This is a genomic window from Microbacterium sp. LRZ72 (assembly GCF_033792225.1).
Classification (GTDB): domain Bacteria; phylum Actinomycetota; class Actinomycetes; order Actinomycetales; family Microbacteriaceae; genus Microbacterium.
Genome location: NZ_JANGEX010000018.1, coordinates 17,465 through 38,860, shown reverse-complemented (window position 1 = coordinate 38,860; position 21,396 = coordinate 17,465). Strand labels below are relative to the sequence as shown.

The 21,396-nt window shown below is 71.1% G+C and carries 23 protein-coding genes and 1 tRNA gene; 17 read left to right on the top strand and 7 right to left on the bottom strand.

Going from position 1 to position 21,396, the window contains the following annotated elements:
* Positions 1–10: 10 nt before the first annotated feature.
* Together M4I32_RS14110 and M4I32_RS14105 are read right to left on the bottom strand one after the other, a co-directional pair.
* On the bottom strand, positions 11–703 hold the full coding sequence (locus M4I32_RS14110) for a phosphocholine cytidylyltransferase family protein (protein WP_319035116.1): 693 nt from the start codon (positions 701–703) through the stop codon (positions 11–13).
* A 286-nt stretch (positions 704–989) separates the two neighbouring features.
* Complete coding sequence (locus tag M4I32_RS14105) at positions 990–1,460, bottom strand: hypothetical protein (protein ID WP_319035115.1); 471 nt, start codon at positions 1,458–1,460, stop codon at positions 990–992.
* On the opposite strand from M4I32_RS14105, the gene M4I32_RS14100 reads away from it, so the two are divergent.
* Genes M4I32_RS14100 through M4I32_RS14090 form a run of 3 tightly spaced genes read left to right on the top strand, consistent with a single transcriptional unit; the run spans position 1,459 to position 4,470 of the window.
* Positions 1,459–2,655, top strand: coding sequence for an ABC transporter ATP-binding protein (locus M4I32_RS14100; RefSeq protein ID WP_319035114.1), 1,197 nt, complete (start codon positions 1,459–1,461; stop codon positions 2,653–2,655). The two genes, M4I32_RS14105 and M4I32_RS14100, sit on opposite strands and share 2 nt — an antisense overlap.
* Positions 2,631–4,163, top strand: a complete 1,533-nt coding sequence (locus tag M4I32_RS14095) for a hypothetical protein (RefSeq protein ID WP_319035113.1) — start codon at positions 2,631–2,633, stop codon at positions 4,161–4,163. Before M4I32_RS14100 ends, M4I32_RS14095 begins: the two co-directional genes overlap by 25 nt.
* 40 nt (positions 4,164–4,203) lie before the next feature.
* Positions 4,204–4,470 (top strand): DUF3039 domain-containing protein, encoded by a 267-nt coding sequence (locus M4I32_RS14090; RefSeq protein WP_319035112.1) that lies wholly within the window; start codon positions 4,204–4,206, stop codon positions 4,468–4,470.
* Between the two features lie 18 nt (positions 4,471–4,488).
* Here M4I32_RS14090 and M4I32_RS14085 read toward each other — a convergent pair whose 3' ends face one another.
* Positions 4,489–5,814 (bottom strand): nicotinate phosphoribosyltransferase, encoded by a 1,326-nt coding sequence (locus M4I32_RS14085; protein WP_319035111.1) that lies wholly within the window; start codon positions 5,812–5,814, stop codon positions 4,489–4,491.
* 43 nt (positions 5,815–5,857) lie between these two features.
* On the opposite strand from M4I32_RS14085, the gene murI reads away from it, so the two are divergent.
* From murI to M4I32_RS14065, 4 genes are all read left to right on the top strand, one after another.
* Positions 5,858–6,727, top strand: coding sequence for a glutamate racemase (gene murI, locus M4I32_RS14080; RefSeq protein WP_319035110.1), 870 nt, complete (start codon positions 5,858–5,860; stop codon positions 6,725–6,727).
* Positions 6,728–7,477, top strand: coding sequence for a ribonuclease PH (gene rph, locus M4I32_RS14075; protein WP_319035109.1), 750 nt, complete (start codon positions 6,728–6,730; stop codon positions 7,475–7,477).
* Positions 7,478–7,494: 17 nt separating this feature from the next.
* Positions 7,495–8,106, top strand: a complete 612-nt coding sequence (gene rdgB / locus M4I32_RS14070) for an RdgB/HAM1 family non-canonical purine NTP pyrophosphatase (RefSeq protein ID WP_319035128.1) — start codon at positions 7,495–7,497, stop codon at positions 8,104–8,106.
* Positions 8,107–8,225: 119 nt separating this feature from the next.
* Positions 8,226–9,143 carry a cation diffusion facilitator family transporter gene (locus M4I32_RS14065; protein WP_319035108.1) on the top strand — a complete coding sequence of 306 codons (918 nt, stop codon included), beginning with the start codon at positions 8,226–8,228 and terminating at the stop codon, positions 9,141–9,143.
* An 18-nt stretch (positions 9,144–9,161) separates the two neighbouring features.
* On the opposite strand, the gene M4I32_RS14060 is transcribed toward M4I32_RS14065, so the two are convergent.
* On the bottom strand, positions 9,162–11,633 hold the full coding sequence (locus tag M4I32_RS14060) for an ATP-dependent DNA ligase (RefSeq protein WP_319035107.1): 2,472 nt from the start codon (positions 11,631–11,633) through the stop codon (positions 9,162–9,164).
* Between the two features lie 63 nt (positions 11,634–11,696).
* On the opposite strand from M4I32_RS14060, the gene M4I32_RS14055 reads away from it, so the two are divergent.
* Complete coding sequence (locus M4I32_RS14055) at positions 11,697–12,554, top strand: Ku protein (protein WP_319035106.1); 858 nt, start codon at positions 11,697–11,699, stop codon at positions 12,552–12,554.
* Positions 12,555–12,653: 99 nt separating this feature from the next.
* On the opposite strand, the gene M4I32_RS14050 is transcribed toward M4I32_RS14055, so the two are convergent.
* The 3 genes from M4I32_RS14050 to M4I32_RS14040 form a co-directional block, all read right to left on the bottom strand.
* Positions 12,654–13,679, bottom strand: coding sequence for a hypothetical protein (locus M4I32_RS14050; RefSeq protein WP_319035105.1), 1,026 nt, complete (start codon positions 13,677–13,679; stop codon positions 12,654–12,656).
* A gap of 198 nt (positions 13,680–13,877) precedes the next feature.
* A complete protein-coding gene (locus M4I32_RS14045; RefSeq protein ID WP_319035104.1) occupies positions 13,878–14,642 on the bottom strand; it encodes a DedA family protein in 765 nt (254 codons plus the stop codon).
* Between the two features lie 59 nt (positions 14,643–14,701).
* Positions 14,702–14,783, bottom strand: a tRNA-Leu gene (locus tag M4I32_RS14040).
* A gap of 59 nt (positions 14,784–14,842) precedes the next feature.
* Between M4I32_RS14040 and M4I32_RS14035 the strand changes: the two genes are divergently transcribed.
* The 9 genes from M4I32_RS14035 (at position 14,843) to M4I32_RS13995 (ending at position 21,385) form a co-directional block, all read left to right on the top strand.
* Positions 14,843–16,132: an O-acetylhomoserine aminocarboxypropyltransferase/cysteine synthase family protein gene (locus M4I32_RS14035; RefSeq protein WP_319035103.1), complete on the top strand. Its 1,290-nt coding sequence runs from the start codon at positions 14,843–14,845 to the stop codon at positions 16,130–16,132.
* A gap of 4 nt (positions 16,133–16,136) precedes the next feature.
* Entirely contained in the window at positions 16,137–16,748 is a 612-nt protein-coding gene (locus M4I32_RS14030; protein ID WP_413466833.1) for a CoA-binding protein, read from the top strand.
* 74 nt (positions 16,749–16,822) lie between these two features.
* Positions 16,823–18,028 (top strand): CpaF family protein, encoded by a 1,206-nt coding sequence (locus tag M4I32_RS14025; protein ID WP_319035102.1) that lies wholly within the window; start codon positions 16,823–16,825, stop codon positions 18,026–18,028.
* Positions 18,025–18,879 carry a type II secretion system F family protein gene (locus tag M4I32_RS14020; protein ID WP_319035101.1) on the top strand — a complete coding sequence of 285 codons (855 nt, stop codon included), beginning with the start codon at positions 18,025–18,027 and terminating at the stop codon, positions 18,877–18,879. Before M4I32_RS14025 ends, M4I32_RS14020 begins: the two co-directional genes overlap by 4 nt.
* Positions 18,876–19,805: a type II secretion system F family protein gene (locus tag M4I32_RS14015; RefSeq protein WP_319035100.1), complete on the top strand. Its 930-nt coding sequence runs from the start codon at positions 18,876–18,878 to the stop codon at positions 19,803–19,805. The genes M4I32_RS14020 and M4I32_RS14015 overlap by 4 nt, the downstream gene beginning before the upstream one ends.
* Before the next feature lie 49 nt (positions 19,806–19,854).
* Positions 19,855–20,085: a hypothetical protein gene (locus M4I32_RS14010; protein ID WP_413466832.1), complete on the top strand. Its 231-nt coding sequence runs from the start codon at positions 19,855–19,857 to the stop codon at positions 20,083–20,085.
* A 4-nt stretch (positions 20,086–20,089) separates the two neighbouring features.
* Complete coding sequence (locus tag M4I32_RS14005; RefSeq protein ID WP_319035099.1) at positions 20,090–20,500, top strand: TadE family protein; 411 nt, start codon at positions 20,090–20,092, stop codon at positions 20,498–20,500.
* The gene (locus M4I32_RS14000) at positions 20,475–20,948 is read left to right on the top strand and encodes a TadE family protein (protein WP_319035098.1); all 474 of its coding nucleotides are present in this window, start codon (positions 20,475–20,477) and stop codon (positions 20,946–20,948) included. The genes M4I32_RS14005 and M4I32_RS14000 overlap by 26 nt, the downstream gene beginning before the upstream one ends.
* Positions 20,948–21,385 carry a pilus assembly protein TadG-related protein gene (locus M4I32_RS13995; RefSeq protein ID WP_319035097.1) on the top strand — a complete coding sequence of 146 codons (438 nt, stop codon included), beginning with the start codon at positions 20,948–20,950 and terminating at the stop codon, positions 21,383–21,385. The genes M4I32_RS14000 and M4I32_RS13995 overlap by 1 nt, the downstream gene beginning before the upstream one ends.
* Positions 21,386–21,396 lie beyond the last annotated feature (11 nt).

Here is a 21,396-nt window from a genome sequence, read left to right as displayed (position 1 = left end):
CGACGAGGCGCTACACGAAGAGGTTGGCTCGCTCGAGGTCCTCGGCGAAGTCGATCTCGACCGCGTAGAGGTCGGAGATGTCGAGCGGCTCGATGCGCACGCCGTTCTCGGCGATCGCCAGCTCGAGACCGCGCTCGAAGTAGTCCTGATCGTCGACGCGCCCGAGCTGGTGGATCAGCGCCCGCTTGTCGGCGGCCGAGATGTAGTTGATGCCGACCGCCTCGCCGACGCCTCCGGCGACGGTCTTGGAGAGCTGGTCGATCCGGCCCTGCTCATCGACCGTGTACTTGACCTCTTCGTCGCTGACCTTCGCGGTGTTGACCGTGACGAAGGACTGCCCGCGTTCGACCAGCGCGATCGCGCGGCCGAGCACGCGGGGGTCGAACACGACGTCGCCGTTCATCCACAGCACCCCGGCGCGGCCGGTGGAGGTGAGCGCACGCAGCAGCGACTTCGACGTGTTGGTCTGGTCGTAGCGGTCGTTGTAGACGTAGTCGACGTCGGGGAACGCCTCCACGATCGTCTCAGCGCGGTAGCCGACGACGGTCGTGATGCGCGCCTCGGAGCCGAAAGCGGCGCGGATGTTCTGATGCTGCTGCTGCATGATCGAGCGGCCGTCGCCGAGCGTCGTGAGGGGCTTGGGAAGGCTGCGCCCGAGCCGCGAGCCCATGCCCGCGGCGAGGATCACGATCTGGAAAGTCATGGATCTCCTGGGAGTGTGCGGTGTGCGACGCTGTTCGTCGCGGTGTTCACCGGCGATTCATGAACGCGTCACTCCGTCGTGTCTCTGCGATGGTAGCGAAATCAGCTGGGAACGGGCACAATTCGCCCCTGTCGTTGTCGATTCGTGATGCCGGGTTGTGGCTCGCCGACAGCATCCGGCGGCCCGGCCTGCCGGGCGATGGTTGGTACGTTGGAGGGGTGACCGCATCCACGCCACCTTCGCGGCAGCCATCCGACGATGACTCCGCGCATGAGCGCGCGGGGGATCAGGGCGACGAGGTCGCCGAACAGGGCGCACCCGCGGCGCGCAAGCCTCGTGCACCGCGCGCCAAGCCGGCGCCGGGAGCGCCGTCGCCCGTTCGTGCGACGAAGACATCGGCGGCGCGGGCGGCCAAGTCGACGGGCGCGAAGCCGGCCGGGACCGGGGCGTCGGGCACGAGATCGCCGGCGCCGAATCCTGCGGGGTCGAAGCCGGCGGAGTCGAAGTCCACCGGATCGAAGTCGGCGAGGTCCACGTCTTCCTCGTCGAAGTCCAGCTCATCGAAGTCCACTTCGTCGGCAGCAAGGCCGTCGAAGCCCACGGCGTCGAAATCCGCCGGGCCGAAATCCCGCCCTTCGAAGCCCACCGGATCGAAGTCCAGCACACCCAAGTCCACATCGGCGACGGCGCCCTCTGATGCCGCCGAGGCGCCCCTCGTCCTCGGAACCGTCTTCGTGTCGCCCCCGCTGCCGCCCATGTCTGCGGCAGAGGCGCTGGCGGCGAGTGCCCGGGCCGACGCGGTGCCGCCGACGATCCCCATCCGACTGCGGCCGGTCGAGCCCGAGTCGGACGGGGAGCACGCGCCGGAGGGCGAGAGCGTGACCGAGCGCGCGACCGAGGCGGAAGCCGAGGGCGAACCCGACTCTCCGAGCGAAGCCGAAGCCGAAGCCGAAGCCGAAGCCGAGACCGAGTTGGGGACCGGGGTCGAATTCGAGCCCAGGCTCGAGCCCGCCCCGGTCATCGAGCCCGAGACCGCTCCGGAGCACGAGCCTGAACCGGAGGCCGAGCCCGAACCGGACCCCGAGCCCGAAAGCGAGGCCGGCCCGGCTCCCGAGCCGGAGCTGGATGACGCGTCTCAGCCCGACGTCGTCGCGCACTCCGAAGCGGGCAGCGACAACCAGTTCGATCCCGCTGCCCCGGCACTGGCGTTGACGGCCGTGACGAAGCTCTTCCGCGGGGAGATCGCCGTCGACGCCGTCGACCTCGAGGTTCCCGCGGGCACGTTCTTCGGTCTTGTCGGGCCGAACGGGGCGGGCAAGACGACGACGCTGTCGATGATGTCGGGGCTTCTGCGCGCCGATGAAGGACGCATCGCCGTCGGCGGCATCGACATCTCTGCGGAGCCGACAGCGGCCAAGAAGATGCTCGGGGTGCTGCCGGACCGCCTGCGCACCTTCGACAGGCTGACGGGCCGCCAGCTCCTCTACTACTACGGCGTGCTGCGGGGACTGCCCTCCGCCGTCGTGCACCGCCGCATCGACGACCTCGCCCGAGCCTTCGACCTGACGAGCTCGCTCGCTCGCGTCGTGTCGGACTACTCCGCCGGCATGACGAAGAAGATCATGCTGGCGGGCGCCATGATCCACTCTCCACGCGTGCTGGTGCTCGACGAGCCGTTCGAGGCACTCGATCCGGCCTCGGCCGATGTCATCCTCGGCATCCTGCAGACCTACGTGGAGCACGGCGGCACCGTGGTGATGTCCAGCCATGGCATGGCGCTCGTCGAACGGGTGTGCAGTCGCGTCGCGGTGCTCGTCGACGGACGCCTGCTCGCAGAGGGGCCCGTCGCAGAGGTCCGCGGCGAACTGACCTTGGAGCAGCGGTTCCTCGAGCTCTCCGGTGGACTCGACGATTCGGAGGAGCTCGAGTGGTTGCACAAGTTCTCCGACTGAGGCTCGCCCTGCTCGTCGGAGCGCTGCGGGGGCGCGCCCGCGACCGCGTGGCGGCGCTCGGCTCCGCAATCCTTCTGCTCGTGACCACGGGGATCGCGGCCTACGCGATCCCGCTGGCGGCGGAAGCCTCGCCCGCGGCCGCCGGAGATCTGGTGGTCATCGGCGGAGCCCTCGTGGTCATCGCCCTCTTCGTCGCCCCGCAGCTGTTCGCCGCGGACGATCCGCTGGACCCGCAGCGCTTCGCCGTGCTTGCGATGCCGCAGGGCCGTCTACTCACCCTTCTGGTCGCTGTCGGTGCGTTGAGTCCGCCACTGCTCGCCGTGATCCTGCTCACGGTGATCGCCGCCGTGAACATCGGCGCCGCCGCGGTTCCGCCGGCCGCGGTGGTAGCCGGCGCCATCGCCGCGATCGGCACCTGTGCGCTCGTGACTCGGCTGGGGCACGCTCTGGCCGCGCGCCGACCGCGGGTCGCACGTTCCAGGCCGATAGCCGGCATCCTGACCATGGGGGTGCTCGGAACGGCCGTCGTCGCGACCTATCTCGCGGCGACCGGGCCGTGGAGCGAGGCTGTCGACACGGTCGCGCAGGCCCTCGCGCTCACGCCGATGGGCGCCGCCTGGGCGTGGATGTTCGTCGCCGACGGCCTGCACGTGGCGATCGCCCTCGTGACGCTCGCCGTGCTGGGGCTGCTCTGGGCCGCGGCCGGACGTCGCCTGCTCACCCTCGCGGTGCCCGCCGGGGGACCGGACCGGGGGATGGGGTGGTTCTCGGTGATGCCGGGTTCCGCAGCGGGCGCCATCGCGGCACGCAGCATGGCGTACTGGCTGCACGACCGCCGTTACCTCGTCAACATGGCGATCGTGCCCGTCGCCGCGCTCCTGGTGATGATCCCGCCTCTGGTCGCGGGCGCTCCCTGGTCAGTGGTCGCGCTGATACCCGCGCCGCTGGTGGCACTGTTCCTCGGCTGGCTGCCGCATGACGACGTCGCTTATGACTCGACCGCCGTCTGGCTGCACGTCTCGTCCGGCGTCTCGGGGGCCGCCGACCGTGTCGGACGCCTGGCGCCGCTGCTGCTGTTCGGCACGCCGCTTCTCGTCGTCGTCGCGGCGGTCTCGGTGACGCTCGCGGGGCGGGAAGAGCTGATGTTCGCGATGCTCGGCGTCTGCGCCGCGCTGTTCCTCTCCGGGCTGGGGCTGTCGAGCATTGCGTCAGCCGTGGCCCCCTACCCGGTCACCCACCCGGGCGACAGCCCGTTCCGCCAGCCGCAGCGCACGGGGTCCTCCGGTATCGCCGCGCAGGCGATCGTGCTGCTCGGCGCGCTCCTGGCGGCGTCGCCGGCGCTGTGGTGGGGCTGGCTGACTCTCTCGGGAGACCCGTCGCGAGCCTGGGCGTCGCTGTGGGGCGGGCTCGGGGTCGGTGTCGGAGTGCTCGTGATCGGCGTGGCCGTGGGCGGGTGGCTGTTCTCCCGTCGGGGCGCGCGACTGCTCGAACTGGCGGATCTGTCGTGAGCCTCCTCGCAGGCCGTCGGTCCCAGTAGACTGACGAGCCATGAGCACTCCTCTTGACAGTCCCGAGCAGGGTGGGGTCGGCACCCTCGACCGCGAGCGTGAGGAACTTCACCGCGAAGAGGGCATCGAGCCCGGCGACCATGAGCGCTTCTCGCACTACGTCAAGAAGGACAAGATCCTCGAGTCCGCGATGACGGGCAAGCCTGTCCGGGCCCTGTGCGGCAAGAAGTGGACGCCGGGACGCGACCCCGAGAAGTTCCCCGTCTGCCCCGCGTGCAAAGAGATCTACGAGTCCCTCGTCAAGTGAGCCGGCCGCCGCGCCGCATCAGAGCGTGTCGGTGACGGTCGGGATCGCCGGTTCCGACCTGCTCAGTGCGAAGGCGTGCAGGGGCAGTTCGGCTCGCACCTCGCGGTGGTGATTGCGCGCCGCGGCGGTGCCCTCAGGTCCTTCGGCGGTGCTGTCGATCTCGCCCGCCTCGACGAGGGGCACCTGCAGGCCCCGTTCCACCGTCGAGGCCGGCTCCCCGGTCGCCTCGTCGCCGCGATAGAGCCTTTCCGCGATCGCACGACCGTGCTCGAGTGCGCGCACGGCTCGCTTTCGTCCACCCGCGGAGGTCTTCTCCGCCGAGGTCTTCGCGACCGGGACCCAGTCGCCGGCGGCGTCCTCGCGCGCGACGAGCTTGTAGACCATGCCGGCGGTGGGGTGTCCCGACCCGGTCACGACGGAGGTCCCCACACCATAGGAGTCGACCGGTGAAGCGGCGAGCGCCGCTAGCGCGTACTCGTCCAGGTCGCTGGTCACGGTGATCTTCGTCGCCGTCGCGCCGAGGGAGTCCAGCTGTGCGCGCACCTGCGCCGCGACCGTGGGCAGATCCCCGGAGTCGATGCGCACGCCCGCCAGTTGCGGGCCGGCGACGCGCACGGCGGTCTCGACCCCCCGAGGGATGTCGTAGGTGTCGATCAGGAGTGTGGTCTCGCGACCCATGGCGTCGATCTGAGCGCGGAACGCATCCTCTTCACGTTCGTGGAGTAGCGTCCAGGAATGCGCCGCGGTGCCCATCGTGGGGATTCCCCAGCGGCGGCCGGCCTCGAGATTGCTGGTCGCTGTGAACCCGGCGATGTAGGCCGCGCGGGCGGCAGCCACGGCCGAACCCTCACCGGCACGCCGAGAGCCCATCTCTGCGACGGGCCGTTCTCCGGCCGCCGTGCTCATGCGCGCGGCCGCTGTGGCCACGGCCGAATCGTGGTTCAGGACGCTGAGGGCGAGCGTCTCGAGGATGACGGCATCCGCGAACGTGCCCTCCACCGTCGCCACGGGGGATCCGGGAAAGTAGAGCTCGCCCTCGCGGTATCCCCGCATGAAGCCCCGGAACCGGTAGGAGGCGAGCCAGCGGACGGTCTCTGGCGACACGATCCGCTCGTCGCGGAGGTAGCGCAGCTCGTCGTCGTCGAAACGGAAATCGCGCAGCAGCGTCAGCAGTCGTCCCGTGCCGGCGAGCACCCCGTATCGCCGACCGCCGGGCAGCCGCCGGGCGAACAGCTCGAACACGCAACGGCGATGCGCCGTGCCGTCGCGCAGCGCCGCGTCGATCATGGTCAGCTCGTAGCGGTCGGTGTGCAACCCCATGCTGGGGCCGGCCGGGTCGGTCATGGCGGTCACTCTAGCGGCGGGCCCGCCGGTAGTGTGGTGCACCATGGATGACGCTCCGATCGGGATCTTCGACTCCGGGGTCGGCGGCCTTACCGTGGCGAGGGCGATCGGCGATCAGCTGCCCCGCGAATCGCTCGTCTACATCGGCGACACCCTGCACTCCCCGTACGGGCCGAAGCCGATCGCCGACGTGCGACGGTATTCGCTCGAGGTGCTCGACGCGCTCGTGGAGCAGGGCGTGAAGATGCTCGTCATCGCCTGCAACACCGCCTCCGCCGCGGTGCTGCGCGACGCACGCGAGCGTTACGACGTGCCCGTCGTCGAGGTGATCGGTCCCGCCGTGCGCACCGCGATCTCGACGACGCGCAACGGCCGCATCGGCGTCATCGGCACCGAGGGCACGATCGGATCGGGCGTGTACCAGGACATGCTCGGCGTCGACGAGCGGCTCGACGTGCTCGCGGCCGCATGCCCGCGTTTCGTGGAGTTCGTCGAGGCCGGGGTCACCGGCTCGTCAGAGCTGCTCGCGGTGGCGGAGGAATACCTGGCACCGCTTCGCCACGCCGACATCGACACGCTCGTGCTGGGCTGCACCCACTACCCATTCCTCAAGGGGGCGATCAGCTACGTGATGGGCCCGCACGTCTCGCTGGTCTCGAGCGACACCGAGACGGCCAAGGACGTCTATCGACAGCTGGTCACGCGCGGCCTGCTGACGTCGTCGGACCGGCCCGGCACCCAGGACTACGAGGCGACCGGAACGTCCGTGGCCGAGTTCATCGACCTGGCCAACCGCCTCACGGGGCGCGAGGTGCAGAGCGTGCGACTGGTGCAGACGGGCACGATCGACGTGCTGCCGGGCGAGGATCAGGATCACGAGCCCACCGAACGACAGACGAACCAGGAGATGTGAATGACAGAGACGATCCGCGCCGACGGGCGCACCGCCGACCAGCTGCGGACCGTGACGATCGAGCGAGGCTGGAACGCGCACGCGGAGGGGTCGGCGTTGATCAGCTTCGGCGGCACGAAGGTGCTCTGCACGGCCTCGTTCACCAACGGCGTGCCCCGTTGGCTCACGGGCAAGGGCAAGGGCTGGGTCACTGCCGAGTACGCGATGCTCCCGCGGGCGACCAACAGCCGCAACGACCGCGAGAGCATAAAGGGCAAGGTCGGGGGGCGCACCCACGAGATCTCCCGCCTGATCGGCCGGGCGCTGCGTGCGGTCGTCGACACGAAGGCGCTCGGTGAGAACACCATCGTGATCGACTGCGACGTGCTCCAGGCCGACGGCGGCACCCGCACGGCCGCGATCACGGGCGCGTACGTCGCCCTGGCGGACGCCATCGAGTGGGGGCGGGCCAAGAAGTTCATCGCTCAGCGCTCGCAGGTGCTGCACGACTCGGTCGCCGCGGTCTCGGTGGGCATCATCGACGGCACGCCGATGCTCGATCTGGCCTATGTCGAGGACGTCCGGGCCGAGACCGACATGAACGTCGTCGTGACGGGACGGGGCCTGTTCGTCGAGGTGCAGGGCACCGCCGAGGGCGCACCGTTCGACAAGCGCGAGCTGGACGCTCTGCTCGAGCTGGGTGTCGCCGGGTGCGACGACCTGCGCACCGAGCAGCTCGCCGCATTGCAGCCGGCCGTAGCGGGGGAGTGATGATGAGCGGACCGACGATGCTCCGCGTGGTCCTCGCGACCCACAATCCGCACAAGATCGCGGAGTTCGCCGCGATCGTCGCCGCGCACAGGCCCGACCTGCAGGTGAGCGGGTACGACGGGCCCGAGCCCGTGGAGGATGGGCTGACCTTCGTGCAGAACGCGCTCATCAAGGCACGGGCGGCCGCCGCGCACACGGGCCTGCCGGCGCTGGCCGACGATTCCGGCATCTGCGTCGACGTGCTCGGCGGTTCGCCGGGCGTCTTCTCGGCCTACTGGGCGGGGCACGCCAAGGATGCCGGGGCGAACACCGCGCTCCTGCTCGACCAGCTCTCCGACATCTCCGACCCGCACCGGGGCGCTCAGTTCGTCTCGACCATCGCCCTCGTCGTGCCGGGCCAGAACGGCGACGAGGGGGTGGAGCATGTGGTCGAGGGACGCTGGCCCGGTCGTCTCGCCCTGACGCCCAGCGGCGCGGGCGGCTTCGGGTACGACCCGCTGTTCGTCCCCGATGGCCAGGCGCCGGGCTCGGAGCGGACTGCGGCGGAGCTGAGCGCCGCGGAGAAGAACGCGCAGTCGCACCGTGCGCGCGCCTTCGAGCGGCTCGGTCCGATCCTCTCCGCGCTGTAGAACACGCGGGTCACCTCCCGAGGGACGAGGGGTGGGCCGGATCGAGCATGAGAATCGGACTCATTCCCGACTGCGCGCGACAGGCCGCCGCCGAGGGATCCGAGCCGTAGCCTGGGCGTATGCACGATCACGCGCCGGTCTCCGGCATCCGTGGGGCCTCGGCCCGGCGACTTCTGACGATCTCGCTCGTGATCACCGCGACCGTGATGATCGTGCAGATCGTCGGTTCGGTGCTGAGTGGCTCGCTGGCACTGCTCGCGGATGCCGCGCACATGTTCACCGACACCTCGGCGCTCGTGATCGCGCTGGTGGCGAGCATCGTCGCGGCCCGACCCGCCGACGACCGGCACACCTACGGCTATCGCCGAGCGGAGGTCTTCGGTGCACTCGCCAACGCCGGCATCCTGATCGCCCTCGCCGCGTGGGTGGGGGTGGAGGGCGTGGGCCGTCTGATCGCTCCGGAACCCGTCGACGTGGAGGGCGGGATCATGCTCGTCGTCGCGCTGATCGGGCTGCTCGCCAACGCGGTCGCGCTGTGGCTGCTCGGGCGCGCCCAGCGCACCAGCATCAACGTGCGCGGCGCCTACCTCGAGGTGCTCGGCGACCTGATCGGGTCGGTCGCCGTGATCGTCGCGGCGATCGTCATCGTCACGACGGGCTGGGCACCCGCCGACGCGTTGGCCTCGCTGCTGATCGCCGCAATGATCCTGCCGCGCGCGATCGGCCTGCTGCGCGAGGTCTTCTCGGTGCTCGCCGAGTCCGCGCCGGCGGGCACGCACGTCAGCGAGATCCGCAGCCACATGCTGCGCAACCCCGGCGTCACCGACGTGCACGACGTGCACGTCTGGCAGCTCACGCGAGGTGCGCCGGTGTTCACCGCCCACGTGGTGGTCGAGCCGGCGGTGCTGCAGCATGGCGGCTCGGCGGAGCTGCTCGAGAGTCTGCAGGCCTGCCTCGCCGAGCATTTCGACGTGGCGCACTCGACGTTCCAGCTCGAGCCCGCCGGCCATTCCGACCGCGACGCCGCCCACGCCTGATCCGAGCGTGGCGGGAGGTCAGTCTTCGCGGACCACGTCGTCGGGACGTTTGTCGGGCCGCAGCCCGCGCCAGCGCGGGTGCCGCAGGATGCCTCCGGGGGTGAACTCCGCGAACTCCACCTCGCCGACCAGCTGCGGACGCACCCACAGGGCATCGGCCGCGTCGGCCGGCGGCACGCCGACCAGGGGGTTCTCGTCGGTGCGCAGCGGCTCGAGGGCGTCGCGCAGCCGCGTGAGGGCGGCATCCGTGAAGCCCGTGCCCACGCGCCCCGCATACTTCAGGCCCTCGTCGTCCGGCACCGCGATCAGGAGCGACCCGATCGTTCCCGCGCGCCCGCCTCGTCCAGGTCGGATGCCGCCGATGACAACCTCCTGGGTGCGGGTCAGCTTGACCTTGAGCCAGGTGCCGGCCCGCTCGCCGCGGCGGTAGGGGGAGCGGGGGTCTTTCACGACGATGCCCTCGAGGTCGAACGCGCGCGCGGTCTCGAGCGCGGCATCCACGTCGTCGACGACCGGCGGCAGCGTGATCGCGCCCGACGTTCCTGCTGCGGCCCGATCGAGCAGAGCGCGCCGTCGAAACAGGGGGAGCCCGGCGACGTCCTCGCCGGCGTGCTCGAGGATGTCGAAGAGGTAGAACGTGACGGGGGTGCGCGGGGCCGCGCGGCGGATCTCCCGCTCGAGCGTGAGGTTCATGCGATTCTGCAGGCGCGCAAAGCTCGGTCGCCCGCGGTCGTCGAGGGCGACCAGCTCGCCGTCGACGACGACGGGTTCGCTCCCGAGCGCGGCGGCGGCGCCGGTGACCTCGGGGTAGCGCTCGGTGAAGTCGGTGCCGCGGCGACCGATCAGCCGCAGCGCGGAGCCGTCCCAGACGCCGAGCGCGCGGATGCCGTCCCATTTGAACTCGACCCAGGGGCCACGCTCACCGTGCGCCCAGCGCTCGGCCGACGCGCGCGCGATTCCCTCGCTCGCCGACTCCGACAGCATGGGTGCCAGGCGGTGCCGCGCCGGCGGCTCCTTCTGAGCAGTCGGGTGCGGGTGTGCCGACGCGGGGTCGGCGTCGCGGTCGTGCGCGGAGGAGGCCGCCGCCTGACGCCTCCCCGCGGCATCCGTCTTCATGCGGTGCAGCAGCCAGCTGGACTTCTCTCCCGAGCCGTCGGTGCGGATCAGCGCCAGACGCACGGTTCCGAGCGGTCCGCCCGCACGACCCTCGGCCGTGAAGATCACTTCGTCGTCGCGCCACTTCTCGAGGTCGTAGCGGCCCTCGTCCCAGATCGTCATCGTGCCGGCGCCGTACTGGCCGGCGGGGATGGTGCCCTCGAACGTGGCGTACTCCAGCGGATGATCCTCGGTCATGACCGCGAGGTTGTTGCGAGACGGCGTCTGCGGCACCCCGCGCGGCACCGCCCAGCTGACGAGCACGCCGTCGCGTTCGAGCCGCAGGTCCCAGTGCAGCCGCGACGCATGGTGCTCCTGGATGACGAAGCGGGGCCGGTCGTCGGGCGGGGCGGCCGCTCCGCGGGCGGTGCCGGGCACCGGTTCCGGCGTGCGGTCGGCGCTGCGCTTGGCGATGTACGCCGCGAGGGGGCCGTCGTCGCCGCTGCCGACCGCCCGGCCGAGCGCGCGCATCGGGTCGTCGGCGGCATCCACCCGCATCAGGACCTCGTCGAAGGTCAGGTGCGCGAGGTCGGGGGCGTCCAGCTCGTCCCACGTGCGCGGGGCGGCGACGGTCGGCCGCGGTCGCCCCCGCAGGGAGTACGGCGCCACCGTGGTCTTGGCCGCGTTGTTCTGGCTCCAGTCGATGAGCACCCGCCCGGCGCGCACCGACTTGCTCATCGCGCTGACGACGAGGTCGGGGTGGTCGGCCTCGATCGCGCGGGCAAGTTCTTTGGCGAACGCCGAGATGCTCTCGCTCGTCTGGTCGCCCGGCAGCGCCGCGTAGAGGTGGATGCCCTTGCTGCCGCTCGTGACCGGATACGGAGTCAGGTCCATGCCCTCGAGGATCGTGCGACACCAGCGGGCGACCTCGGCGCATTCCGCGAGTCCGGTGTTCGGGCCCGGGTCGAGGTCGAGCACGAGTCGGTCGGGGTGCCCTCGCCCTCCGTCGGGTGCGAATCTCCACTGCGGCACGTGCAGCTCGAGGCTCGCGACTTGCGCGAGGTAGACGAGGGTCGCGACGTCATCGATTACGGGGTAGTCCTTGGGACCCCCCGAGTGCTCGATCGGACGACGGCGCACCCACTCCGGCGCACCCGCCTCGAGCTGCTTGCCGAAGAACGACGTTCCCGGATTCTGGGTCGTGCCGACCCCGTCCGGCCACCGCTTGCGGGTGACCGGACGCCCCGCGACGTGGGGGAGCAGCAGCGGGGCGATGCGGGTGTAGTAGTCGATCACCTCGCCCTTGGTGGTGCCGGTCTCGGGGTAGAGCACCTTGTCGAGGTTGGTCACACGCAGACGACGCCCCGCGATCCGCACCGTCTGCTCGCCCGCCACCCCCTCACGCTACTCGCGGATGCGGGTCTGGCCGAGGGCGCCGCGGGGGTGTTGACTGGGTCTATGAGAGCGATCTGGAAGGGCGCCATCGCGTTCGGTCTCGTCAACGTGCCCGTGAAGGTCTATGCCGCGACGGGTGATCACGACGTGTCGCTGCACCAGGTGCACAACAAGGACGGCGGCCGCATCCGCTATCAGCGGGTGTGCGAGATCGACGGCGAGGTCGTGCCGTATTCCGACATCGACAAGGCCTACGACGACGGCGAGCGCACCGTCGTGCTGACCAAGGACGATCTCGCCGCATTGCCTTCGGAAGGCAGCCGCGAGATCGAGGTCGTGGAGTTCGTGCCGTCCGACCAGGTCGACGCGATCATGCTCGACAAGTCGTACTACCTCGAGCCCGACTCGATGTCGCCCAAGGCATACGTGCTGCTGCGCAAGACCCTCGAACAGACCGACCGCACCGCGATCGTGCGCTTCTCCCTGCGGCAGAAGACGCGCCTGGCGGCCCTGCGCGTGCGTGGCGACGCGCTGATGCTGCAGACCCTGCTGTGGGCCGACGAGGTGCGGGAGGCATCGTTCCCCTCCCTCGACCAGCCGGTGAAGATATCGAAGAAGGAGCTCGAGCTCTCGGCCAGTCTCGTCGACAGCTTCTCGGGCGATTTCGAGCCCGACCAGTTCGCCGACGAGTACCAGCAGGAGCTGCGCACCCTCATCGAGGCGAAGCTCGAGAAGGGCGATGCGCTCGACACCTCCGAGACGTTCGGCGAGCGCGAGGAGGAGACCGGCGGCGAGGTGATCGACCTGATGGACGCACTGCGGGCCAGCGTCGAGCGCTCGCGCGCGGCACGCGGCGGCAACGACGAGGCGGCATCGAAGGATGCGCCCAAGCGCAAGAAGAAGCCCGCGAAGGCCTCCTGACCGCCCGCGTCCGGCGCATGTCCCGACTTCTCACCGTTCCGCGGGCGGGTGAGAGGTAAAGGTGGGACATGCGTGGTGTGTACGGGATTCGCGGCGGGGTCAGGCCGTGATCGCCAGCACCACGGTGGCGACGTAGATTCCGGGTATGGCGAAGCCCTCGAACCCGATCCCCTTGCGCTCGCGGGCCAGCAGGCCCACCGCGAGCACCGACGCCATGAAAGCGGTCGCGGCGAGCAGCACCAGGCTCGACGTTCCCGCGGCCTGGTAGATCGTCCCCTCGGTGTATGCCACGTCCGAGATCGAGATCAGGAGCGTGTCGAACACGTTGCCGCCGATGATGTTGCCGAGGCCCAGAGTCAGGGCCCCCATCCGTACGGCGGCGATGAGTGTCACCAGCTCCGGCAGCGACGAGATCGCGGTCGTGATGGTGAACCCGGTGACGTCGCTCGGCCAGCCTGTCGCCTCGACAAGGCCCAGGCCGGCGCGGCCGATGGCCCATCCGGTGATGCCCACGACCACGGCGAGCCCGGCGAACATCGCCCACAGCGCGCGCAGTGACGTCGACGACGGCTCCTCGGGCTGATCCGGGACCGTATCGTCCGTCTTCTGCGGCTTCCACATCGGGGTGGCCTGCATCCGACGCAGCAGGAACAGGCTGTAGCCGTACAGGACGGGGATGAAGATCGTCACGGGGTGCACCCACCCCCACACGAACTGCGGTGTCGCATAGGCGATGACCGGCAGCGAGAGCAGCGCGACGAGGATCAGCGACTGCATCAGGTTCTGGAGCGACGCCGCGGCGTGCTCGAGGTTGGCGCGACGGTAGATCAGGTCGGCGATGGCGAGCCAGACCGTCTGGATGGCGACGCCGCCCACCGGGTTGGCCAGAGCGAAGCCGGCATCGCCGGCGAGCGCACCGGTGACCGTCGTGATGATTCCGCTGAGCGACGTGACGCCGCCGAGGAACAGGGCACCGCCGATCGCCTCGCCGAGCCCGGTGCGGTCGGATAGTTCGTCCGCGGTGTGTGCGAGCCGAGTGCCCGCCACCCACAGCACGCCGGCCGCCGCGACGAGCACGCCGATGCTCAGCCACAGCGGCCACACGCCCGTCAGCAGGCCGATCATCGTCCCCTCCGCACGCCGCGAGATTAGGCATCCGCGCTGCGCCTCCGCATGCGGGTTGCCGGTCGGCCCCGACGTCGCTACCCTGCGCTCGCCTCTCTCGGCCGGACGCGGAGCCCGGTCGCTCACCTGTCACAGATGGCGGGGCGGCATCCGGCCCGCGATTCGTGACAGGCGAGCGCAGGGATGCGGGGGTTCGAGCTACCGGTCGTCGCCCAGGTCTGGCGCGGCTTCGAGGGTCTCGGAGTCCAGCGCCAGGCGGCGCGCCTCGTCGGCGTCGATGCGCGCGCCGCCGGATGCGGCGTCGCGGCGGGCGCGCGCCTTCTCGCGGAAGTAGTGGAAGGCGACGAACGCCAGGGTGGCGGCGACGGCGATGAGCAGAATCACGTCGATGTAGGAGGCCACGAAGTCGCCGACCCCGGGGATCAGCCCGATGAGGTACCCGATGACGGTGAGCCCGAAGCCCCAGATGACGGCGCCGATCAGGTTGTAGAGCGTGTACTGCCACTTGTTCATGTGGCCTACGCCGGCCGCGATCGGGGCGAACGTGCGCACGATCGGCACGAATCGGGCGAGGATGATCGTCAGGCCGCCGAAGCGCTCGAAGAACGCGTTGGTGCGCTCCACGTTGCGGCGGCTGAACAGCCCCGACTCCTTGCGCTCGAAGATCGCGGGGCCGGCCTTGTGGCCGATGAGGTAGCCGACCTCGCCGCCGAGGAAGGCGGCGAGACCGATCAGCAGGCCGACCACCCACACGTTCACGCCGAAGACGCCGTTCGGGGCGACGTCGGACGGGTGTGAGAGCAGGCCCGCCATGATCAGGAGCGTGTCGCCGGGCAGCAGGAACCCGACCAGCAGCCCCGTCTCGGCGAAGATGATGGCGCAGACGACGAGCAGCGCCCACGGGCCGGCGGCGGTGATGATCGTCTCGGGGTCGAGCCAGGGGATGAGTGCGAGCTGCTGCACGGGCGGGTCCGGTCGGTCGGGTGTCGGGAGGCGCGCGGAGCCGGGGTCGCTCCATCGCGTGCGGAAGGTGGGACTTGAACCCACACGCCCTGGGGCACAGGAACCTAAATCCTGCGTGTCTGCCAATTCCACCACTCCCGCGGGTGGGGCAATTCTAGTGCGTGGGCAGCCGCTCGTCCGGCTCAGGTAGCGTGGCCGACATGGTCGACCGCGAATACGGGTTCCGCACCCGCGCCATCCACGCCGGCAACATCCCCGACCCGGTCAGCGGGGCGAGAGCGCTGCCGATCTACCAATCGGCCGCCTTCGTCTTCGACGACACCGCGGATGCCGCCGCGCGCTTCGCGCTGCAGAAGTACGGCAACATCTACAGTCGGCTCGAGAACCCCACCGTGGCGAGCTTCGAGGAGCGCATCGCGAGCCTCGAGGGCGGCATCGGGGCCGTCGCCACGGCGAGCGGATTGAGCGCGCAGTACATCGTCTTCGCCGCGCTCGCGGGCGCCGGAGACCACATCGTCGCCTCGGCCAGCCTGTACGGGGGATCGATCACGCAGCTCGACGTCACGCTGCGCCGGTTCGGCATCGAGACGACGTTCGTGCACAGCTCCGACCCCGCCGACTACGCCGCCGCGATCACCGATCGCACGAAGGCGGTCTTCGCCGAGATCATCGCCAACCCCTCCGGCGAGATCGCGGACGTCGAGGGGCTCGCCGAGGTGGCACATGCCGCCGGGGTGCCGCTCATCATCGACTCGACCGTCGCCACCCCCTACCTGAACCGGCCGATCGAGTGGGGCGCCGACATCGTCACCCACTCGGCGACCAAATTCCTCGGCGGTCATGGCACGACGCTCGGCGGCGTGGTGGTCGAGAGCGGCCGGTTCCCGTGGGAGAACGGAAAGTTCCCGCTGATGCAGGAGCCGGTGCCGAGCTACGGCGGGCTCAGCTGGACCGGCAACTTCGGCGAGTACGGATTCCTCACCCGCCTGCGCGCGGAGCAGCTGCGCGACATCGGCCCTACCCTTTCCGCCCAGTCGGCGTGGATGCTGGCGCAGTCCATCGAGACGCTGCCGTTCCGCATCCAGGCGCACGTCGACAATGCGCGCATCGTCGCCGAGTGGCTCGACCAGGACGCGCGCATCGAGGCCGTGCAGTGGGCCGGTTTGCCCGGTCACCCCCATCACGAGCGCGCCCTCAAGTACCTGCCCAAGGGACCGGGCGCGGTGTTCAGCTTCGTCGTGAAGGGCGGCCGCGAGGTGGGGCAGAAGCTGATCGAATCGGTCAATCTGGCCAGCCACCTGGCCAACATCGGCGACGCGAAGACCCTCATCATCCACCCCGCGTCGACGACGCACGCGCAGCTGACCGAGCAGCAGCTCGTCGAGGCGGGCGTGCTGCCGGGCGTCATCCGCCTGAGCGTCGGCATCGAGGACCCCGAAGACATCATCGACGATCTCGATCAGGCCCTGACCCGGGCCGTGGAAGGCTGAGTCCATGACCACGACGACGCCCGCCGAAGGGACGACGCCCGCCGATGAGTCGCCCGAGACGGTGACCGCGCAGCTGACGAATGGACTCACCTGCCAGATGCCGGCATCCTCGCCGCTGGCGCGCATGATGAGGCTGCAGCGCGGCTGGGTGGGACCGAGCGCGCAGGAGCGCCTGCAGATCCTGCGGCAGGCGCGATCGGTCGCGATCGTCGGCATGTCGCCGAAGCCGGAGCGCTCGAGCTACTTCGTGGGCACGTACCTGCTGCAGTCCAGCGACTTCCGCGTGTACTTCGTCAACCCGAACGCCACCGAGATCCTGGGGCAGCCGGTGTATCCCGACCTGGCGTCACTGCCGGAGGTGCCCGACATCGTCGACGTCTTCCGCAAGGCCGACGACATCCCCGCCGTGGTCGACGAGGTCATCGCCGTGGGCGCGCCGGCCATCTGGGTGCAGCTGGGCATCTACAACGAGGATGCCGCGCGCCAGGCCGAGGCGGCGGGCCTGACGGTCGTGATGGACCGGTGCATCAAGGTTGAGCACGCGCGGTTCCACGGTGGCCTGCACCTGTTCGGCTTCGACACCGGGCAGATCACGGCGCGCACCGCGCTGCGCTGAGCGTGCGGGGGCGGGCTGCCCCTGCTTGTGGATAACTTCGCGGGTGCCGTGCGGGCTCTTGCGAGGATGATCGCGTGCCCACGCCCGGACCCGCCGCCCCGTTCGAGACGGATGCCGCCGTGCTCGTCCAGGTGCGCGAGCGTCTGCGCGAGGAGGGCATCGACCCCGCGCGCGACGGGACGACGGCCGAGCGGATCGCGCTCGATGCGGTGCGCGCCTACAACGACACCGCACTGGCCCGGGGCCTGCCGCCGATCGACGACGAAGCGGCATCCGCCCGGGGTCTGATCGCGCACGTCGCCGGCCTCGGTCCGCTGCAGCGCTACCTCGAGGATCCATCGGTCGAGGAGATCTGGATCAATGCTCCCGATCGCATCTTCGCCGCGCGGAGCGGGGTGAGCGAGCGCCTGCCGATCGTGCTGACCGATGAGAACGTGCGCGACCTGGTCGAGCGGATGCTGCAGCCCAGCGGCCGCCGCGTCGACCTCAGCCAGCCGTTCGTCGACGCGTCGCTCGCGGACGGGTCTCGCGTGCACGTCGCGATCCCCGACATCACGCGACGGCACTGGGCGGTGAACATCCGCAAGTTCCACGCGGCCTACCGCGACCTCGACACCCTGCGGGAGATGGGCTCGCTCGACGCCAGCCAGGTCGAGGTGCTCGAGGAGGCCGTGGCGGAGGGGCGCAGCATCCTGGTGTCGGGTCCCACCCACGCCGGCAAGACCACGCTGCTCGGCGCCCTGATCGCCGCGTGCGATGGCGACCAACGCGTGATCACCGTCGAGGAGACGTTCGAGCTCGCGGCCACCGCGCCCGATCTCGTGGCGATGCAGGGCCGCCAGCCCAGCCTCGAGGGCACCGGCGAGGTGAGCCTGCGTCGGCTGGTCAAGGAGGCCCTGCGCATGCGCCCGGATCGTCTCGTGATCGGCGAGGTGCGCGATGCCGAGGCGCTCGACCTGGTGCTTGCGCTGAACACGGGTCTGCCGTGCATGGCCTCCATCCACGCGAACTCGGCGAGCGACGCGCTGCGCAAGCTGGCGGCGCTGCCGCTGCTGGCCGGGCGCAACATCGACTCCTCGTTCCTCCTGCCCGCCATCGCCTCGAGCGTGGATATCGTGGTCCATTGCTCCAGGGACCGGCAGGGTCGTCGACGCATCACCGAGATCGTGCGGACGACGGGACGCGTCATCCAGGGCGCGGTCGAGGTCGTTCCGGCCGCCGGGGCCCACGGCGACACGCCTGCCGATTCGGCGCGGCCCGCCCGGGCGGTGCGCGCGTGACCCTGGTGTGGGGCGGATGCCTGGGCCTCGGCATCCTGCTGATCCTCTCGCGGTGGTGGTGGCCCGCCGGGTCCGGCTCACGCCTCAGCCGGGAGAGCCGTGCGGCCCGCCTGCTGAGCGAGGCGGGGTACGCATCGGTGCCCCCGCGGGTGCTCGTCGTCGTGATGGTGCTCGGCGGCCTCGTCGCGGGCGCCGTGGCGATGCTGCTGCTCGGCGCCGGCGTGCTCGTCGTCGGCGCGGCGGCCATCGGCGGTGCGGCACCGGTGTTCTGGCTGCGCGCGCGGCGGGCCCGGCTGCTGCGGTCGCGGCGGGCGATGTGGCCCGACGTCTGCGACCTGCTGATCGCCTCCGTGCGAGCGGGGATGTCGCTTCCCGACGCCCTGGCCGCGCTCGCGCACTCCGCGCCGCCCCCGCTGCGTCCCGCGTTCGCCCGCTTCGGCCGCGACTACGCGGCATCCGGTCATTTCGACTCCAGCGCACGCCGGCTGAAGCTCGCCGTGGCGGACCCGGTGGGCGACCGCATCATCGAGACGCTCCGGATGGCGCGGCAGGTTGGCGGAGCGCAGATCGGAACGGTGCTGCGGGCGCTCTCGGCGTCGGTGCGGGCGGAGGCGACTGTGCGGGCGGAGGTCGAATCGCGGCAGTCGTGGGTGCGCGGCGCCGCGGTGCTGGGAGTGGTCGCGCCCTGGGTCATCCTCGTGCTGCTGTCGCTGCGTCCCGAAGGGGCGCGCGCCTACTCGGCGCCGGACGGCATCCTGGTCGTCGCCGTCGGCGGTGTCGTCTCGGTGGTCGCATACCGCCTCATGGTGCGGCTGGGGCAGCTGCCCGAGCCGCGCAGGTGGTTCGCATGAGCGGCGGCGTCGGACCCTTCGTGGCGCCCGCGCTTCTGTGGGGGACGGTGCTGGGGACGATGTTGGGGGCGGGGCTCTGGCTGCTCGTGCTGATGATGCCTCGGTGGGGCACGCCCGTGCTGTCCGGGCGCGTCGCTCCCTACGTACGCGACGTCGCCGCCGCGCGCGGGGACCTCGAACTGGTGGGCGTCGTCGCCCCCCGCGCCCCGCGTCTCGTCCGCTCGCGGATGCCGTCGCCCGCCGCAACGGCTCTCGCTCAGCGTCTGCGTGCCGCGGGATGGCGGATGGACCCGACCGCGTACCGGGTGCGTCGGCTGGTCTGGACGGTCGGCGGCGCCACGGCGGGTGCCGTCGCCGTCGTGGTGCTCGCCCTGATCGGGCGCGCAACGCCGGGTCTCGCCGTCGTACCGATCCTCGCGGCCGGCGCCGGCGCCGTGCTCTGGGACCTCGGACTGCAGCGTGCCACCCGTGCACGGGCGGCCCGCATCCACGAAGAGCTGCCGTCGGTGCTCGAGCTGCTCAGCCTGTCGCTGTCGGCGGGGGAGGGCCTGCTCGATGCGCTGCGGCGCGTGGGCGACGTCGGCAGCGGCGAACTGTGCCGCGAGGTGCGCGGCGTGACCGCGGACGTCGCCACCGGGATCGCCCTCCCGGACGCCCTGGCACGACTCGCGGAGCGCGTGCCCCAGCCGGGCGTGCGCCGGGCCGTCGACCACCTCATCGCCGCCCTCGAACGCGGCGCCCCCCTCGTGCAGGTGCTGCAGGACCAGGCCGTCGACGCCCGCGAAGAGACCCGGCGTGCGCTGATCGAGCGTGCCGGGCGCGCCGAGATCGCCATGATGTTCCCGCTCGTGTTCCTCATCCTTCCGCTCTCGGTGCTCTTCGCCGTGTACCCGGGGATCGTGCTGCTCCGCTTCGGAATCGGGTGACCGCTGCCGAGTCCGACCCCATATCCACCATCGACCGAAAGGCCATCCGATGACCATCGACATCTCGTCGGCCCGACCCTCCCGTCCACGCCTTGCCGACATCGCGCGCGCCTGCCGACGCGGCGTCGCCGCGGAGCTCTGCGACGATCGCGGCGACGTGCCCGGCTGGGTGCTGATCACGCTCATGACGGCGGGTCTCGTGGTCGTGCTGTGGGCTCTGGCGGGGCCGGCGCTCGCCGCGTTGTTCGAGCAGGCCATTTCGCAGGTGTCGGGATTCTGACGAGATGACGACGCGCTCGCGGTCGACGACGGCGCGCGTTCTGGGAGATGACGAGGGGTCGGCGGCGGTGGAGTTCGTGCTGGTGGGGACGGTGCTGACGTTCCTGATGCTCGCGGTGATCCAGCTCGGGATCGCCGTGTACGTGCGCAACGTGGTGCACGACGCCGCCGTCGCTGGCGCGCACGCCGCGGCGCTGGTCGGGGCCACGGATGACGCGGCGGCCGCACGAGTCGGAGAGATCACCGGTCGAACGCTCGGACCCCGGATCGATGACGTCTCGGTGCGCCGCAGCACCGAGCTCGGGTACCCGGCCGTGCACGTCCGGGTCACGGCGGCGTTGCCCGTGCTGGGCCTGTGGGGCCCGGCGGCGGGGCTGGAGGTGGATGCGCATGCCCCCGTCGAGAGCCTGCTCTAGCGGCGCCGCCGCCGGTCCCCGTGACGACGGGTCGGCGTCGCTGGAGTTCATCGCCGTGGGGCTGGTTCTGCTCGTCCCGCTCGTCTACCTGATCGTGGCGCTGGGGCAGATCCAGGAGCAGGCGCTCGGCACCGCGTCGGTGTCGCGCCACGTCGTGCGCGCCATCGCGCAGGCGCCCGACGCGGGAACGGCCGAGGTGCGGGCGCAGCAGGCTCTTCGCAGCACGGCCGCCCAGTACGGGATGGAGCCCCGTGACATCGACATGACCGTCACGTGCGTGCCCCGCGTCCCCGCCTGCCCCGCGGCCGGGACCGTCGTCGTGGTCGAGGCGGCCGCCGCGGTGCGCCTGCCGCTCGTGCCGGCCGTTCTGGGTCTCGACCGGCTCGCGCAGATCGTGGTGGAGTCCTCGGCGGTGCAGCGCACGTCGCGGTTCTGGGGCAACGGCTGATGCCGCCACGACAGCGCAACACCGACGACGAGGGCAGCGTGCTGGTGCTCACGCTCGGTTACGCCGTGCTCGCGGTCGCGCTGCTGGTGGTCGCGGTCAACGCGACCTCCCTGGCGCTCGCCCAGCACCGCCTCGAGGCGGTGGCGGATGCCGCGGCGCTCGCCGGCGCCGACGGATTCGAACTGCATCTGGCCGCCGACGACGGCGAGCCCGTCGTCGTCCTTGCTGATGCCGACGTGCACGCCCAGGCGGCCGCGCTCGTGTCGGTCGCCGCAGACGCGGGCGACGACGTGCGCCTGGTGGATGCCGGAACCCCCGACGGCGTCAGCGCGCGGGTCGTCGTCGCGAGCACGTGGCGGCCGATCCTGCTCTCGCCGTTCGTGCCCGGCGGTGTCGCGCTGTCGGCCGAGGCGATCGCGCGCACCGCCGCGGGCTGACGCGCGCGCCG

What these genes read in the sequence shown, in the direction of transcription:
- M4I32_RS14105 (WP_319035115.1), bottom strand. Translation starts at nt 1,460, where the DNA reads ATGGGCGGCAGCGGGGGCGACACGAAGACGGTTCCGAGGACGAGGGGC.
- M4I32_RS14015 (WP_319035100.1), top strand. Translation starts at nt 18,876, where the DNA reads ATGAGCGGCGGCGTCGGACCCTTCGTGGCGCCCGCGCTTCTGTGGGGG.
- M4I32_RS14050 (WP_319035105.1), bottom strand. Translation starts at nt 13,679, where the DNA reads ATGATCGGCCTGCTGACGGGCGTGTGGCCGCTGTGGCTGAGCATCGGC.
- rph (WP_319035109.1), top strand. Translation starts at nt 6,728, where the DNA reads ATGACAGAGACGATCCGCGCCGACGGGCGCACCGCCGACCAGCTGCGG.
- M4I32_RS13995 (WP_319035097.1), top strand. Translation starts at nt 20,948, where the DNA reads ATGCCGCCACGACAGCGCAACACCGACGACGAGGGCAGCGTGCTGGTG.
- M4I32_RS14010 (WP_413466832.1), top strand. Translation starts at nt 19,855, where the DNA reads ATGACCATCGACATCTCGTCGGCCCGACCCTCCCGTCCACGCCTTGCC.
- murI (WP_319035110.1), top strand. Translation starts at nt 5,858, where the DNA reads ATGGATGACGCTCCGATCGGGATCTTCGACTCCGGGGTCGGCGGCCTT.
- rdgB (WP_319035128.1), top strand. Translation starts at nt 7,495, where the DNA reads ATGCTCCGCGTGGTCCTCGCGACCCACAATCCGCACAAGATCGCGGAG.
- M4I32_RS14000 (WP_319035098.1), top strand. Translation starts at nt 20,475, where the DNA reads ATGCCCCCGTCGAGAGCCTGCTCTAGCGGCGCCGCCGCCGGTCCCCGT.
- M4I32_RS14030 (WP_413466833.1), top strand. Translation starts at nt 16,137, where the DNA reads ATGACCACGACGACGCCCGCCGAAGGGACGACGCCCGCCGATGAGTCG.
- M4I32_RS14090 (WP_319035112.1), top strand. Translation starts at nt 4,204, where the DNA reads ATGAGCACTCCTCTTGACAGTCCCGAGCAGGGTGGGGTCGGCACCCTC.
- M4I32_RS14035 (WP_319035103.1), top strand. Translation starts at nt 14,843, where the DNA reads ATGGTCGACCGCGAATACGGGTTCCGCACCCGCGCCATCCACGCCGGC.
- M4I32_RS14055 (WP_319035106.1), top strand. Translation starts at nt 11,697, where the DNA reads ATGAGAGCGATCTGGAAGGGCGCCATCGCGTTCGGTCTCGTCAACGTG.
- M4I32_RS14005 (WP_319035099.1), top strand. Translation starts at nt 20,090, where the DNA reads ATGACGACGCGCTCGCGGTCGACGACGGCGCGCGTTCTGGGAGATGAC.
- M4I32_RS14085 (WP_319035111.1), bottom strand. Translation starts at nt 5,814, where the DNA reads ATGACCGACCCGGCCGGCCCCAGCATGGGGTTGCACACCGACCGCTAC.
- M4I32_RS14110 (WP_319035116.1), bottom strand. Translation starts at nt 703, where the DNA reads ATGACTTTCCAGATCGTGATCCTCGCCGCGGGCATGGGCTCGCGGCTC.
- M4I32_RS14065 (WP_319035108.1), top strand. Translation starts at nt 8,226, where the DNA reads ATGCACGATCACGCGCCGGTCTCCGGCATCCGTGGGGCCTCGGCCCGG.
- M4I32_RS14100 (WP_319035114.1), top strand. Translation starts at nt 1,459, where the DNA reads ATGTCTGCGGCAGAGGCGCTGGCGGCGAGTGCCCGGGCCGACGCGGTG.